General features: G+C 66.0%; 11 protein-coding genes and 1 riboswitch. Of the genes, 7 read left to right on the forward strand and 4 right to left on the reverse strand.

The window, feature by feature from the left end:
* Positions 1-23: 23 nt before the first annotated feature.
* Positions 24-1,334 carry a restriction endonuclease subunit S gene (locus SNE34_RS05230; RefSeq protein WP_332615344.1) on the reverse strand — a complete coding sequence of 437 codons (1,311 nt, stop codon included), beginning with the start codon at positions 1,332-1,334 and terminating at the stop codon, positions 24-26.
* Positions 1,325-3,739 carry a type I restriction-modification system subunit M gene (locus SNE34_RS05235; RefSeq protein ID WP_332615346.1) on the reverse strand — a complete coding sequence of 805 codons (2,415 nt, stop codon included), beginning with the start codon at positions 3,737-3,739 and terminating at the stop codon, positions 1,325-1,327. The genes SNE34_RS05230 and SNE34_RS05235 overlap by 10 nt, the downstream gene beginning before the upstream one ends.
* 121 nt (positions 3,740-3,860) lie before the next feature.
* On the opposite strand from SNE34_RS05235, the gene SNE34_RS05240 reads away from it, so the two are divergent.
* The 4 genes from SNE34_RS05240 to gcvP all read left to right on the forward strand — a co-directional run bounded on the left by SNE34_RS05240 (position 3,861) and on the right by gcvP (position 10,251).
* The gene (locus SNE34_RS05240) at positions 3,861-4,307 is read left to right on the forward strand and encodes a hypothetical protein (protein WP_332615348.1); all 447 of its coding nucleotides are present in this window, start codon (positions 3,861-3,863) and stop codon (positions 4,305-4,307) included.
* Positions 4,308-4,470: 163 nt separating this feature from the next.
* Positions 4,471-5,970 (forward strand): catalase, encoded by a 1,500-nt coding sequence (locus tag SNE34_RS05245; protein WP_332615349.1) that lies wholly within the window; start codon positions 4,471-4,473, stop codon positions 5,968-5,970.
* Between the two features lie 26 nt (positions 5,971-5,996).
* Positions 5,997-6,896 carry a pirin family protein gene (locus SNE34_RS05250; protein WP_332615351.1) on the forward strand — a complete coding sequence of 300 codons (900 nt, stop codon included), beginning with the start codon at positions 5,997-5,999 and terminating at the stop codon, positions 6,894-6,896.
* Positions 6,897-7,163: 267 nt separating this feature from the next.
* Positions 7,164-7,283: riboswitch (glycine riboswitch) on the forward strand.
* Positions 7,284-7,335: 52 nt separating this feature from the next.
* Positions 7,336-10,251, forward strand: coding sequence for an aminomethyl-transferring glycine dehydrogenase (gene gcvP, locus SNE34_RS05255; protein WP_332615352.1), 2,916 nt, complete (start codon positions 7,336-7,338; stop codon positions 10,249-10,251).
* Positions 10,252-10,335: 84 nt separating this feature from the next.
* Here the strand turns inward: gcvP and SNE34_RS05260 are convergent, their stop codons facing one another.
* Both SNE34_RS05260 and SNE34_RS05265 read right to left on the reverse strand, forming a co-directional pair.
* Positions 10,336-10,608 (reverse strand): hypothetical protein, encoded by a 273-nt coding sequence (locus tag SNE34_RS05260; RefSeq protein WP_332615354.1) that lies wholly within the window; start codon positions 10,606-10,608, stop codon positions 10,336-10,338.
* 105 nt (positions 10,609-10,713) lie between these two features.
* Positions 10,714-11,622, reverse strand: coding sequence for a LysR family transcriptional regulator (locus tag SNE34_RS05265; protein WP_332615356.1), 909 nt, complete (start codon positions 11,620-11,622; stop codon positions 10,714-10,716).
* 85 nt (positions 11,623-11,707) lie between these two features.
* Between SNE34_RS05265 and SNE34_RS05270 the strand changes: the two genes are divergently transcribed.
* The 3 genes from SNE34_RS05270 to SNE34_RS05280 all read left to right on the forward strand — a co-directional run bounded on the left by SNE34_RS05270 (position 11,708) and on the right by SNE34_RS05280 (position 14,396).
* The gene (locus SNE34_RS05270) at positions 11,708-12,001 is read left to right on the forward strand and encodes a hypothetical protein (protein WP_332615357.1); all 294 of its coding nucleotides are present in this window, start codon (positions 11,708-11,710) and stop codon (positions 11,999-12,001) included.
* A gap of 77 nt (positions 12,002-12,078) precedes the next feature.
* The gene (locus SNE34_RS05275) at positions 12,079-12,873 is read left to right on the forward strand and encodes a dioxygenase family protein (protein ID WP_332615358.1); all 795 of its coding nucleotides are present in this window, start codon (positions 12,079-12,081) and stop codon (positions 12,871-12,873) included.
* A 62-nt stretch (positions 12,874-12,935) separates the two neighbouring features.
* Positions 12,936-14,396: a M64 family metallopeptidase gene (locus SNE34_RS05280; protein WP_332615360.1), complete on the forward strand. Its 1,461-nt coding sequence runs from the start codon at positions 12,936-12,938 to the stop codon at positions 14,394-14,396.
* The last annotated feature ends 23 nt before the right edge of the window (positions 14,397-14,419 follow it).

Raw genomic sequence — 14,419 nt, forward strand, 5'->3', positions numbered from 1 at the left:
CCACTCTGGACCGCCCCGGGCGTTCATGCGACCTCCGCCAGCGGCAACCGGATAGCGCCGGTCAGCAGCGCCTGCATCATGCCCTGCTTGATCTCGCGGGTTTTGCTCAGGCGGGTTTCGAGTGCGGTGATTTCGGCTTCCACGCTATCCAGCACTCCCACAATCGCTTTCTGCTCGTCTAATGTGGGCATCGGAAACGTGAATTTCCTCATATCTGACGCATACAGGTGAAACACCGTAGTTCCGGTGACAAGCTGCAAAATCTGCTCTTGCTCATGGCGAATGACGTAGCTCAGGAAAGTGCCACTCATGAGCCGTGAATCCGCTCGAATCACGAGTATGTCACCACCAAGAATGACCCCATCCAGGTCAACGCAGCTCGCCCTAGCCAAGCCGGTTGGAGTTACATCCGACGTCGGCATCACGACATCATTGGCATTGGATCGGAAGCAATCCCCTGTGAGATTCGTGCGACTGATTGTTTTATGGATCGTCTCGCCGTACCGCGTAAACAACTCCCCGTAGTGGATACAAGGCTGTGCGCCAAATGGATCGAGCGCGCTCTTGGGAAGACCCTTACCTTTGTAAAAGCTGACTACATCGCCCAGTCGTGTCGATGCCCATGCTTTGGCGAAGCCCGACAGGCGCTGTTGGCCGGTGAGCAAGGCCTGCATGGCGCCTTGCTTGATCTGGCGCTTCTTGGCGATGAGCTGTTGCAGCGATTCGATCAACGCGTCCGCATCGTTCAAGGCATCAGCGATGGCTTCCTGCTCGACTTTGCTGGGAAGCGGAATCGGAACGAGTTCAAACTTTTCTTTTGGGAGATGAGCAATGCTGGTTTGGGTGACGTAATTTTGGAGCAAACCGCTTGACGCATGCATAAAAAGGACATTCAGCATCACGCTGACGTCATAACCACGCTTCGGACGCAATCGATGGAGCGCCTTCTGGTAATAGCATTCGTCGACAGGCGCCCTCCAAGCAGCAGAACGCCCAACTTCTCCGCCCTCGCAGACCAACAAATCACCTTCACGAAGCCGGTAGCGCTGGAGATCAGCAGATGTCAGCTTGATGCTGCCAATGCTGGACAGATCAATTTGCCCCCATTGAACGGCTCGATTCCCGATGAACGGCTTTGGCACACCATGATTCTTTTCCGCATCGAGCATTTTCCCGAGTTGGATCGAAAACTCCTTACCGACCGTGGAAATGCTCCAATCCTCCGGAATCACCCCGATTTCGGTCTGCTTGTACCCTGGCCGTATCGCATCAACCCCATCAGCCTCGACCAACGAAAGGTCGGCATAGACCGCGCTGGCCTCCCTCACGCCCATGCGAAGCCCATCCGTTGCAGATGCGCATCCACCTTGGCTTGCAACTCGTCCACGCGACCGATCAGTTGTGGCAACCGGGCGTCATAGCGTTCGCCCAGCTCCTTCACCCGGCGGGTCAGGCCGTGGCTGATGCGGTCCATCTCGCCGTGTATGGCGGCGTCCAGCGTCGCCAGCCATTTGTCGTCGACCACCAGCGTCTTGATCTCGGCTTCGGTGAGTTTCGGATACTGGTTGTAGGCAGCCGTGTCGAGTTCGGCTTCCGCGTCCTTGATCCGCTTCTTCAGCGCAGTTTTTTCACGGTCCAGCTTGAGCCAGGACTGGAGTACCTTGAGCTCATCGGCGGCCTCCGCATCGTCGCCAATCTCGGCAAGGCGCTCGTTGATCGCGCCCTTGTTGATCCTGTCGAAGCCGGCGAATGCGGCATCCTCGCCACCGTGCTCCTCCTCCATCTCGCTCTGGTTGGCTTCGACGGCATCCAGTTCGCCGACGAGTTGGTCGATGGCGGCCTGCTCGGCGGCGAAGTAGCGCGCCACGACCAGCGCCTTGGGCACCAAGTCGCAGGCCCAGCCCTTGTCGACCTCCCTGGTGACCTTGCCGTCCTTGTTCTTCTTCTGCTCGATGACGCGGTAGGTGCTCGCCTTCCAGCCATCGGCGGCGATCAGGTAGGCGTCGTCCTGCAGGGTCTGCGCCCAGTAGTCCATCAGGTGCTGGTAGACCGCGTAGGCGTCGATCAGCGGCTGGCCGTGGTAGTGCGTCAGCAGGTCCTCGGACAGGCTGCCGATGATGTCCTTGGGGTGGCAACCCGCTTGCAGCGCCTTGAGCGTGGCGGCGCTGCGCGTGCGCCAGCCATCGAAGTGGCCGGCCATGCCGTCAATGAAGGTGGCGAACTGCGGGTGCTGATGGATGGCCGGCTTGATCGTCGCTTTGTCCACGGCGAGGTCGACGTAGCCGAGGCGGCTGGGCGCGAACAACGCCTGGCGCAGTTGCGGGCAGACATCCCAATACGCTTGCAGCGCATCGACATCCGCCAGTGGAATGCCACCGTTGAGGTGGCCGTCGATGTCCTGCCGGTCTTCCAGCGGCTGGCTGTCGATGTAGCGCGGCAGGTTGAGGTTGTAGCCGTTGGCTTCGATCTCGGCCAGCGGGACCATGCGGGCGTATTTGGCCACGTCGGCGCGCTTGCCGAACACGTCGACGATGCGGTGGATGTCGCGCGAACGCAGGCGGTTCTTCGGCCCGTCCTTCATGAAGCCGGCGCTGGCGTCGACCATGAATATGCCCTTCCTTGCGTGGGCGTCCTGCTTGTCGATGACGACGATGCAGGCGGGGATGCCGGTGCCGTAGAACAGGTTGGCCGGCAGGCCGATGATGCCCTTGATGTAGCCTTTGCGGATCAGGTTGCGGCGGATGTCGGCCTCGGCGTTGCCGCGGAACAGCACGCCGTGCGGCAGGATGCAGGCACCCTGCCCATTCGATTTGAGCGAGCGCACGATGTGCAGCAGGTAGGCGTAGTCGCCCTGCTTGGCGGGCGGTGCGCCGAAGCCGTCGAAACGCTTGAACGGGTCGTTGAGCGGGTCGAGGCCGGTGCTCCAGCGCTTGTCGGAGAACGGCGGGTTGGCGACCACGTAATCGAAGGTGCGTAGTGCGCCGTCGTCGGTGAACTTGGGGTCGGTGAGTGTGTTGCCCTGGACGATCTGCGCCTCGGCGTTGTCGTGCAGGATCATGTTCATCCGAGCCAGGCCGGCGGTGGCGGCGTCCTTCTCCTGGCCATACAAGGTCAGCTTGTTGCGCGCCTCGTCGGCGATCTTCAGCAGCAAAGAGCCGGACCCGCAGGTGGGATCGTACACGGTGGTGGCGTTGGTGGTGGCGGCCTCACGGATGCCCAGCACCTGCGCCATGATCCGGCTGACTTCGGCCGGGGTGTAGAACTGGCCCTTGCTCTTGCCACTCTCGGTTGCGAAGTGGCGCATCAGGTATTCGTAGGCGTCGCCGAGGATGTCGTCGCCGTCACCGCGATTCCTGGAGAAGTCCAGCGCCTTGTTCTGGAAGATCGAGATCAGGTCGGTCAGGCGGTCGACCATCTCCTTGCCGGTGCCGAGCTTGCCGGCATCGTTGAAGTCCGGCAGATCCGACAGCCGGTTGGCCTCGGCCAGCGGCGCGATGATCTTCTTGTTGATCTGGTCGCCGATGTCGTTCTTGCCCTTGAGCGCGACCATGTCGGCGAAGCTGGCGCCCTTGGGGATGGTGATCGGCGCGTAGGGCTGGCCGGCGTACTTGTCGCTGACGTACTTGATGAACAGCAGGACGAGGACGTAATCCTTGTACTGGCTGGCGTCCATGCCACCGCGCAGGGCATCGCAACTGGCCCAGAGCGAGGAATAGAGTTCGGATTTCTTGATTGCCATGGATCCGGGGACGCCGAAGGTGTTGGAAAGCGCATGATCTTACCGGCTGGGCCGCGAGCCCCGGTTGAGCCACGGCCACCCGTCCCCGACACTGGGTACCACTCCGGCTCAGGGAAGACCCATGCGCTTACACCACCGCCACCTCACCGCCCTCGCCCTGCTCCTGCCGCTCGCCGCCTGCGGCTTCATGGAGGACGGCGAGGACAAGCTCACCAACTGGTCCACGGGCCTCGAACAGGCCAGGGATTGCATCACCGTGCATGGGGCGGCACTCGGTGCGAGCATCGGCCCGATCAGTGTCGCCAAGGTCACGCCGGAGACCGCCGGGCTGCTGCAGGGCATGCGCGACAGCGCCGGGGCGCTGCCGCTCGACGATGCCGGCCAGCCCACGCTGCGCGATGCGTACCTGAGAATCGCCGACCGGCTGGACAAGGTGAAAGGCCAGAGCACCGAGGTCATCGGGGCCATGGCCGAGTCGGAGCCCTACCAGCGCGATGTCGACGTGCTGGGCAGTTGGTACACAGCGCACTGTGCGACCGACGAGCAACCTTCGGCGAGCGATACATAAAGCCGCGACAAATGCGGCTATGGTTCCTGGTGCCCACGTTCAATGGCCAGGACGTACGGCAAGGCACCGCCTATCGGATCCATAAGATAAATCGAATGGAGTAAATCGATAGACAAAGGCAATCTTTGTGCGTCCCGGCAGCCGCCGCCACCAAGGAGCCCCCATGAGCACGAACGATCCGAAGCATCCGAGCGGTTCGACCACCGGCACCGGCGCCCCCGCGCCCAGCGACCGCAACTCGCTGACGATCGGCCCGGACGGCCCGATCCTGCTGCACGACGTGCACTTCCTCGAGCAGATGGCCCACTTCAACCGCGAGAAGGTGCCCGAGCGCCAGCCGCACGCGAAGGGCGCCGGCGCATTCGGCGTGTTCGAGACCACCGGGGATGTGTCGAAGTACACCAAGGCGGCCCTGTTCCAGCCGGGCGCGAGCACCGAGATGCTCGCCCGCTTCTCCACCGTCGCCGGCGAGCAGGGCAGCCCCGACACCTGGCGCGACGTGCGCGGCTTCTCGCTGAAGTTCTACACCGATGAGGGCAACTACGACCTGGTCGGCAACAACACCCCGGTGTTTTTCGTGCGCGACCCGATGAAGTTCCCCCACTTCATCCGCAGCCAGAAGCGCCTGCCCGACTCCGGCCTGCGCGACAACCACATGCAGTGGGACTTCTGGACCAACAACCCGGAGACCGCGCACCAGGTCACCTACGTCATGGGCATCCGCGGCCTGCCGCGCACCTGGCGCCACATGAACGGCTACGGCTCGCACACCTACATGTGGATCAACGCGGCCGGCGAGAAGTTCTGGGTCAAGTACCACTTCCATACCGAGCAGGGCATGGAGTACTTCAGCAACGCCGAGGCCGCGCAGATGGCCGGGCAGGACGCGGACTTCCACCGCGGCGACCTGTTCAATGCCATCAAGCGCGGCGACCACCCGAGCTGGTTTCTGTCGGTGCAGGTGATGCCGTACGCCGACGCCAAGAACTACCGCTTCAACCCGTTCGACCTGACCAAGGTCTGGCCGCATGCGGACTACCCGTTGATCAAGGTCGGCCGGATGACCCTCAATCGCAATCCGGAGAACTTCTTCGCGCAGATCGAGCAGGCCGCGTTCTCGCCGGGCAACACGGTGCCGGGCATCGGCCTGTCGCCGGACAAGATGCTGCTGGGCCGCGCGTTCGCCTACGCCGATGCGCAGCGCAACCGGATCGGCACCAACTTCCACCAGTTGCCGGTCAACCAGCCCAAGTGCCCGGTCAACAGCTACATGTTCGACGGCCAGATGGCCTACCACCACAGCGGCAACGCCCCGGTGCACGCCACCAACAGCGGCGGCCGCCCGTGGGCCGACGAGACCGGGCCGGTGGCGGACGGCTGGGAGGCCGACGGCGAGATGGTGCGCAGCGCCTACACCCTGCACGCTGATGACGACGACTTCGGCCAGCCCGGCACGCTGGTACGCGAGGTGCTGGGCGACGCCGAGCGCGACGCGCTGGTCGACCAGGTCGCCGCCAGCCTGCTCGGCGGCGTGCGCAGCCCGGTGCTGGAGCGTGCGCTCGAATACTGGAAGAACATCGACCCCGGTGTCGGCCAGCGAATCGAGGACAAGGTCCGCGCCGGTGCCGCACCCGAGCCTGCCGAGGGCATGGGCGAAGGCTAGTCCCTGACGACAGAACCGACGGAGGAATGCCGATGCTGGACATGGTGATCGACCAACGCCGCAAGGACCTGGGCGGCGGTTTCGAGGTGGGCCGGATCCTGCCCGTGCGCGGGCGCCGGATGGTCGGGCCCTTCATCTTCTTCGACCACATCGGGCCGACCGACTTCCCGCCGGGCATCCCGCGCGAGATCGACGTGCGCCCGCACCCGCACATCGGCCTGTCGACCATCACCTACCTGTTCGCCGGCGAGATGATGCACCGCGACAGCGTCGGTTCCGAGCAGCCGATCCGCGCCGGCGAGGTCAACTGGATGACCGCCGGCCGCGGCATCACCCATTCCGAGCGTTTCGAGCAGGCCCGCGCCCATGGCGGGCCGATGCACGGCATCCAGAGCTGGGTGGCGCTGCCGGAGGCCAAAGAGGAAACCGACCCGACGTTCGACCACTACGACGACACCGCGTTGCCGCGACTCGATGATGGAGGCCTGCGCGCACGGCTGGTCGCCGGCAAGGCCTGGGGCCTGGTATCACCGGTGAAGACCCATTCGCCGCTGTTCTACCTGCACTGCGAACTGGACGCCGGCGCCACGGTTGCACTCCCCGACGAATACGCCGAACGCGCCGCCTACGTGGTGCAGGGTGAGGTCGAAGTCGACGGCCAGCGCCACGGGCCCGGCCAGATGCTGGTGTTCAAGGCCGGCGCGGCGACGGTCCGCGCGGTGCAACCCAGCCTGCTGATGCTGCTGGGCGGCGAGCCGCTGGGCCAACGCTTCATCGAGTGGAATTTCGTGTCGTCGTCGAAGGAGCGGATCGAGCAGGCCAAGGCCGACTGGCGCGCCGGCCGGATGAAGCTGCCGGATTTGGACGACGGCGAGTTCATCCCGCTGCCCGGCGATCCGCAGGCGCCGCCGAACCCGATGTCATAGCGCCGCGAAGCCTCGCCCGCCGGGGCTTTTGTAGGAGCGGCTTTAGCCGCGATCGTGGAATCGTTCGCCCGCACCGGTTCCAGATCGCGGCTAAAGCCGCTCCTACAAAGGCTGGACAGCCCCCGGAGCACCATTGGGTTCGCGACGCCCGGGGCCTATAATCGCGCGGTGACACCCACCCGGTGGGAGAAGCGACCCATGCCTGAACGGCATGGCCGCTGCCGAAGGCGCAACGCCCGTAATCGCTCAGGCCCAAGAACCACCGGATGGAAAAACTCTGGAGAGACCGGTTGAATCCGGCGCCGAAGGTGCGTGAAGCGACCCTCCCCCGCTGCCGTCACGGAGCACGCTTCCGAAACTCTCAGGCAAAAGGACAGAGGGGCGCCTTTGCGTGCGGCACCGCACGTAGCTTTCGGACGCCCTACCCGGACTCCTTGCCATGACAAACAGCCCCGCCAGCCGCGACACCCTGCGCTCGCTCGAGCACCACGCCGCGTTCATCGAGCGCCACATCGGCCCCAACGACACCGAGGTCGCGCAGATGCTGCGCACGGTCGGGCACGACTCGCTGGAGTCGTTCACCGACGCCATCGTGCCCGCCTCGATCCGCTCGCCCGAGCCGCTCGCTCTGCCAAGGGCCATCAGCGAAGTCGAGGCCATCGCCAAGATCCGCGCGATCGCCGACCGCAACGAGGTGTTCCGCAGCTTCATCGGCCAGGGCTACTCGGGCACGCACACCCCGAACGTCATCCTGCGCAACGTCCTTGAGAACCCGGGTTGGTACACCGCCTACACGCCGTACCAGGCGGAGATCTCGCAAGGCCGGATGGAAGCGTTGATCAACTTCCAGACCATGTGCGCCGACCTGACCGGCATGGAGATCGCCAACTCGTCGCTGCTCGACGAGGCGACCGCCGCGGCCGAGGCGATGACCCTGGCCAAGCGTTCGGCCCGGTCGAAGTCGGACGTGTTCTTCGTCTCCAACGGCGTGCACCCGCAGACCATCGAAGTGGTGCGCACCCGCGCCGAGCCGATCGGCATCGAGGTCGTGGTTGGTGACGAGGCCGATGCCGCCAGCGTCGAGTCGTTCGGCGTGTTGCTGCAGTACCCCGACACCCTCGGCCGTGCGAGCGCCGACTACCAGGCCATCAGCGATGCGGTGCACGCGCGCCAGGGCTTGGTCTGCGTCGCGGTCGACCTGCTCGCGCTGACCCTGCTCAAGGCGCCGGGCGAATGGGGCGCCGACATCGTGGTCGGCAACACCCAGCGCTTCGGCGTGCCGTTCGGTTTCGGCGGCCCGCACGCGGCGTTCATGGCCTGCCGCGACGCCTACAAGCGCTCGATGCCGGGTCGCCTGATCGGCGTCTCGCTCGACGTCGAGGGCAACAACGCCTACCGGCTGACCCTGCAGACCCGCGAGCAGCACATCCGCCGCGAGAAGGCGACCTCCAACATCTGCACCGCGCAGGTGCTGCTGGCGGTGATGGCGTCGATGTACGCGGTCTACCATGGTCCCGAAGGACTCACCCGCATCGCCCGCCGCACGCATCGCCTCGCCGCGATCCTCGCCGGCGCGCTGCGTGGCGTCGGCGCGCATGTCGATGGCGATTATTTCGACACCCTGTACGTCAGCAACATCGACGCCGCTGCGGTCCACGCCAACGCCAAGGCCGCGCGCATCAACCTGCGCACGATCGACGACGCCAGCCTCTGCATCAGCCTCGACGAGACCACCACCCGCGAGGACGTGGTCGCGATCGCCGGGCTGTTCGGCGCCGAGGTTACCGACATCGACGCGCTGGATGCCGCGACCGCCGACGCCCTGCCGACCGCCCTGCGGCGCGAGTCGAAGTTCCTGACCCACCCGGTGTTCAACACCCACCACAGCGAGCACGAGATGCTGCGCTACATGCGCGCCCTGTCCGACAAGGACCTGGCGATGGATCGCACGATGATCCCGCTCGGCAGCTGCACGATGAAGCTCAATGCCACCGCCGAGATGATCCCGGTCACCTGGCCGGAGTTCGCCAACCTCCATCCGCTGGCGCCGGCCGAACAGGCGCAAGGCTACAAGGAACTGATCGAGGGCCTGGAGGCGATGCTGGTGGAGATCACCGGCTATGACAACGTCAGCCTGCAGCCCAACTCCGGCGCCCAGGGCGAGTACGCCGGCCTGCTGGCGATCCGCGCCTACCACCGCGCGCGCGGCGACGAGCAGCGCGACATCTGCCTGATCCCCGAGTCCGCCCACGGCACCAATCCGGCGTCGGCGCAGCTGTGCGGGATGAAGGTGGTGGTGACCAAGTGCGACGCCAATGGCAACGTCGACGTCGCCGACATCCGCGCCAAGGCCGAGAAATACAGCGACCGCCTCGCCGCGATCATGATGACCTACCCGTCCACCCACGGCGTGTTCGAGGAGGACGTGGTCGAGATCTGCGAGATCGTCCACCAGCACGGCGGTCAGGTGTACACCGACGGCGCCAACATGAACGCCCTGGTCGGCCTGGCCAAGCCCGGCAAGTGGGGCTCGGACGTGTCGCACCTCAACCTGCACAAGACCTTCTGCATCCCGCACGGCGGCGGCGGTCCGGGTGTCGGCCCATGCGCGGTCAAGTCGCACCTCGCGCCGTACCTGCCCAAGGCTTTCGGCGGCGTGCGCACGGAAGGCGTCGGCGACGGCGCGATGGTGTCGGCGGCCACCTTCGGCAGCGCCTCGATCCTGCCGATCAGCTGGATGTACATCACCCTGATGGGCACCCAGGGCCTGCGCAAGGCGACCCAGCTGGCGATGCTCAACGCCAACTACGTGTCCAGGCGTCTCGCTCCGCACTATCCGACGCTGTACACCGGCCGCAATGGGCTGGTCGCGCACGAATGCATCCTCGACCTGCGCCCGCTGGAGAAGGCCACCGGCGTGTCGGCCGAGGATGTCGCCAAGCGCCTGATCGACTTCGGCTTCCACGCACCGACCCTCAGCTTCCCGGTCGCCGGCACGCTGATGGTGGAGCCGACCGAGAGCGAGTCGATGCACGAGCTGGACCGCTTCATCAACGCGATGATCGAGATCCGCGAGGAAATCCGCGCGATCGAGGACGGCAAGCTCGACCGCGAGGACAACCCGCTCAAGCACGCCCCGCATACCGCCGCGCAGGTGTCGGCGTCGGAGTGGACCCGCGCCTACCCGCGCGAGCTGGCGGCGTTCCCGCTGGCGGTGCTGAAGCAGCAGAAGTACTGGCCGCCGGTCGCGCGCGTCGACAACGTCTACGGCGACAAGAACGTGTTCTGCAGCTGCGTGCCGATCAACGAGTTCGAGGGCGAGATCGAGGCGTTCAGTGAGCCGAACGTGGCGTAGTACGCCGCGTAAACGTTGCAATGGAAACGGGCCGCTGATGCGGCCCGTTTTTTTTTTTTGCGTCGACAGCGACGTCGGTGGGGCTCACGGTTCTTCCGGCGGCGGCTTGAGCTCCTCGGCCAGTTCGTCGAGCTCGGCAATCGCTGCCTCCAGCGCGTCGTGAAATTCGCCTTGGCGCGTCATCAGATCCTCGATCGTTTTCGACTCGCCGAGCTTCTTCAGCTTGCCCTCGTCGAACTTCAGCCACTGCGCGGTGAGCAACTCGACGTTGTTTTTCGAGTAATGGCGCATTTCCTTGAGCTGGGTGGCCAGGTCGGTGACGTGGTCGAGCGGGGTCTTGGGGATTTCGTCGGACATGGTGGCTCCCGGGGAGAGGACTCACCCGAAGGTACGAAGACGGTGCGGAAACCGATGTGAACCCCCAGGTTGGCCTGCAACGACAGAGCGCGGTGTCTGGACGGCTCACCGCCCCGCCTGCACCCACGACGGATGGGCGAACGCCTCCACCAGGAAGTCCACCATCCGCCTCACCCGCAGCGGCAGCTGCTTGCGGGTGGGGTAGACGACGTGGATGCCGAGCTCGATCGAGCGGTACTCCGGCATCAGCTCGACCAGCGCGCCGCTGCGCAGGTCGTCGCCGACGATGAAGTCGGGCTGCAGGATCACGCCCTGGTGGTCGAGCGCGGCCGCGCGGCAGGTGTCACCGTTGTTGGCGTGCAGGATCGGGCGGATACGTACCGTGACCGGGCCTTCGGGGCCATCGAACTGCCACGCGTCCCGTGTCGCCCAGTAGCTGTAGCCGATGATCCGGTGCGCGGCCAGTTCGTGCGGATGCACCGGCGTGCCGTGCTCGGCGAGGTATCCGGGCGAAGCGCACAGCACGATGCGCGTGGTCGCCAGCCGGCGGCTGACCAGGTTGGAACTGGGCAGCGTGCTGATGCGCACCGCCAGGTCGTAGCCCTCGTCGACCAGGTCGACCATCCGATCGCTCAGGGTGATGTCCAGCGCCACCCGTGGATGCGCCTGGGCGAACCGGCCCCATAGCGGCGCCAGGTGCAGCACGCCGAAGGTCAGCGGCGCGTTGATCCGCAACTGGCCGTGCGTCTCGCCGCTGCGCGAGCTCAATTCGGATTCGGCCTCGTTGATCGCCGCGAGCAGGTCGCGGCAGCGCAGCTGGAACTGCTGGCCCTCGGCGGTCAGCGACAGACGCCGGGTCGTGCGTTGCAGCAGGCGCACGCCGAGCCGCTTCTCCAGCTCGCCGACATGGCGCGAGACCGCCGCCTTCGACAGCCCCAGCGCCTCGGCCGCGCCGACGAAGCTGCCCGCATCGACCACCGCCACGAAGCTCGCCATTTCCTGGACCTTGTCCATCACCGCCTCTTTGTCTCGAATATAGAGACAGTAAGTCACTGTTAACGCTATTTATCACAGATGAGGTTGCCAATAAAGTTGACCCGTGCCCGGCAATGCAGGGCGCCCATCCGCCCACCAGACAACAGGCAACCACCATGAACGCGGCCACCCTTCCCCTCGCGGCCACCGCCGCCCAAGCCACCACCACCGACACCGCCTCATCGCGCTGCTGACGCTGCCGATGCTGGCCGGCTCGATCATCCCGCACGCCAGCGCCGGCTGGAGCTTCTCCAACGCCGGTGGCGGCTGGGAATACCCGGTGTACCTGCTCGCGACCGCGGTCGTGGTCGCCCTGCTCGGCGGCGGCCGTTACTCGATCACCCAGCCGAAGGCCTGACCGCCAACGGCACCCGGCACGCGGCTGCCCCCGGCCGCGCGCTTCCCCACGCCACACAGAGACCCGCAGAGATCGCCATGACCCGCACCCCCGCCCTCTTCATTTCCCACGGCTCGCCGATGTTCGCGCTGGAGCCCGGCCTGCTCGGACCGAAGCTGCAGCAGCTCGGTGCCGGCCTGCGGGACGTGCGCGCGGTGCTGATGGTGTCGCCGCACTGGCAGACGCTGCACAAGGTGCGCGTGCTGGCCACGAGCGAGCCGGAGACCATCCACGATTTCGGGGGCTTCCCGCCGCCTCTGTACGAGTTGCAGTACCCCGCCCCGGGCGCCCCCGACGACGCCGCGGAGGCCGCGCGCCTGTTGCGCGACGCCGGTTTCGAGGTCGAGCTCGACCCGCGTCGCGGCCGCGACCACGGCGCCTGGGTGCCGATGCGGCACCTGCTGCCGGACGCGCGCCTGCCAGTGTTCCAGATATCGATGCCCAACGACCTGTCCACCGACGCCGCGCTCGAACTCGGCCGCGCCCTCTCGCCGCTGCGCGATGCAGGGGTGCTGGTGGTCGGCTCCGGCAGCCTGACCCACAACCTGTACGAGTTCCGCCAGCACATCGACGACCCGGAGTACGCGCAGCAGTTCGCCGACTGGATCGCCGACGCCGTCGCCCGCAACGACATCGATGCGCTGGTCGACTACCGCCGCCGTGCACCACATGCGGCCCGCGCGCATCCGACCGAGGAGCACTACCTGCCGCTGCTGGTCGCGCTCGGCGCCAGCGACGAACACGACCGCGCACGAAGGATCGAGGGCGGGCTGACCTACGACACGCTGTCGATGGACTCGTATGCGTGGGAGTCGCCCGCGCCGGCATCCTGATCCAGGCAGCGCGCGCGGCGCCATGGCCATAGACTCGGGGAAACCATCACCCGGGTGATTCCATGATCCGCCACACCACGACTCGGCTGTGCCCTCGACTGCTCGTTGGTCTCGCCCTGCTGTGCGTCCTCCCGCTCGCGTTCGCCGCGACCGCAGGCCAGACCGAGACCGTCTCCAACGCGCCGCAGACGATGCGGCTCGACTACATGCACACCGGCGATGCCGACGAGCAGCACTACGCGCTCGACCGCATCGTCATCGAGCCACTGCCGTGGGCGGGCAATCCGGCGCGGCCGATCGACGACAGCAACCGCGGCAACAACAGGTTCGAAGTGCTCGATGCCGCGACCGGCGAGCTGCTGTACTCGCGCGGCTTCAGCACCGTATTCGCCGAATGGCGCACCACCGAGGAAGCCCGCACCGTATCGCGTGGCTTCCAGGAGTCGTTGCGTTTCCCGACGCCGGCCAAGCCCGTCACCGTGCGCATCCACGAGCGCGACGCCGCCAACGCCTTCGTGCCGGTCTGGAGCATCGACGTCGACCCCGCCGCCCTGACCGTCCAGCGCACGACCATGCCATCCACACTGGAGCCCGTAGCGATCCGCGACAACGGCCCCTCGGCGCACAAGGTCGACCTGCTGATACTCGGCGACGGCTACACCGAGGCCGAGCGCGACAAGTTCATCGCCGATGCCAAGCGCCTCAGTGACCACCTGTTCACCGTAGCCCCGTTCAAGCAGCGCGTCGCCGACTTCAACGTCTGGGCACTGATGGCGCCGACCCCGCAGTCTGGCATCTCGCGTCCGTCGACCGGCGACTACCGGCCGTCCGCGCTCGGTGCGCGCTACGACATCTTCGGCAGCGAGCGCTACGTGCTCGCGCTCGACAACCGCGCGCTGCGCGAGATCGCCCAGCACGCGCCCAACGAGTTCATCGAGATCCTGGTCAACAACCGGACCTACGGCGGGGGCGGCATCTTCGGCCAGTTCAGCACCGCCGCGGCCGACAACGCCTTCGCCGACTACCTGTTCGTGCACGAGTTCAGCCACCACTTCGCCGGTCTCGCCGACGAGTACTACACCTCGCCGGTGGCCTACGCGCCCACCGATGCCAAGGTCGAACCGTGGGAACCCAACGTCACCGCCCTGCACGACCCGGCCCGGTTGAAATGGGGCCACCACGTGCGCGCCGAAACGCCGGTGCCGACCCCGTGGCCAAAGACCGAGTACGAAGCCCACCAACGCGAGTACCAGAAGACCCGCGCGCAGCTGCGCGCCGACAAGCGGCCCGAGTCGGAGATGGAAGCGCTGTTCCGCGAAGAGCTCGCGTACACCAACCGGCTGTTCGCCGACGCACCGTACAAGGACGCCGTCGGTGCGTTCGAGGGCGCCAACTACGCCGCGGCCGGCTACTACCGCCCGCAGATGCAATGCCTGATGTTCGACCGCAGCGACGCCTACTGCCAGGTCTGCAGCGACGCGGTGGAGCAGATCATCGACCTGTATTCGCGGGGGACTCGTTGAATCCCGACAGTCCAGTGACGGCG

Origin of the sequence: Novilysobacter erysipheiresistens, from assembly GCF_036663935.1 — a bacterium.
Lineage (GTDB): Bacteria > Pseudomonadota > Gammaproteobacteria > Xanthomonadales > Xanthomonadaceae > Novilysobacter > Novilysobacter erysipheiresistens.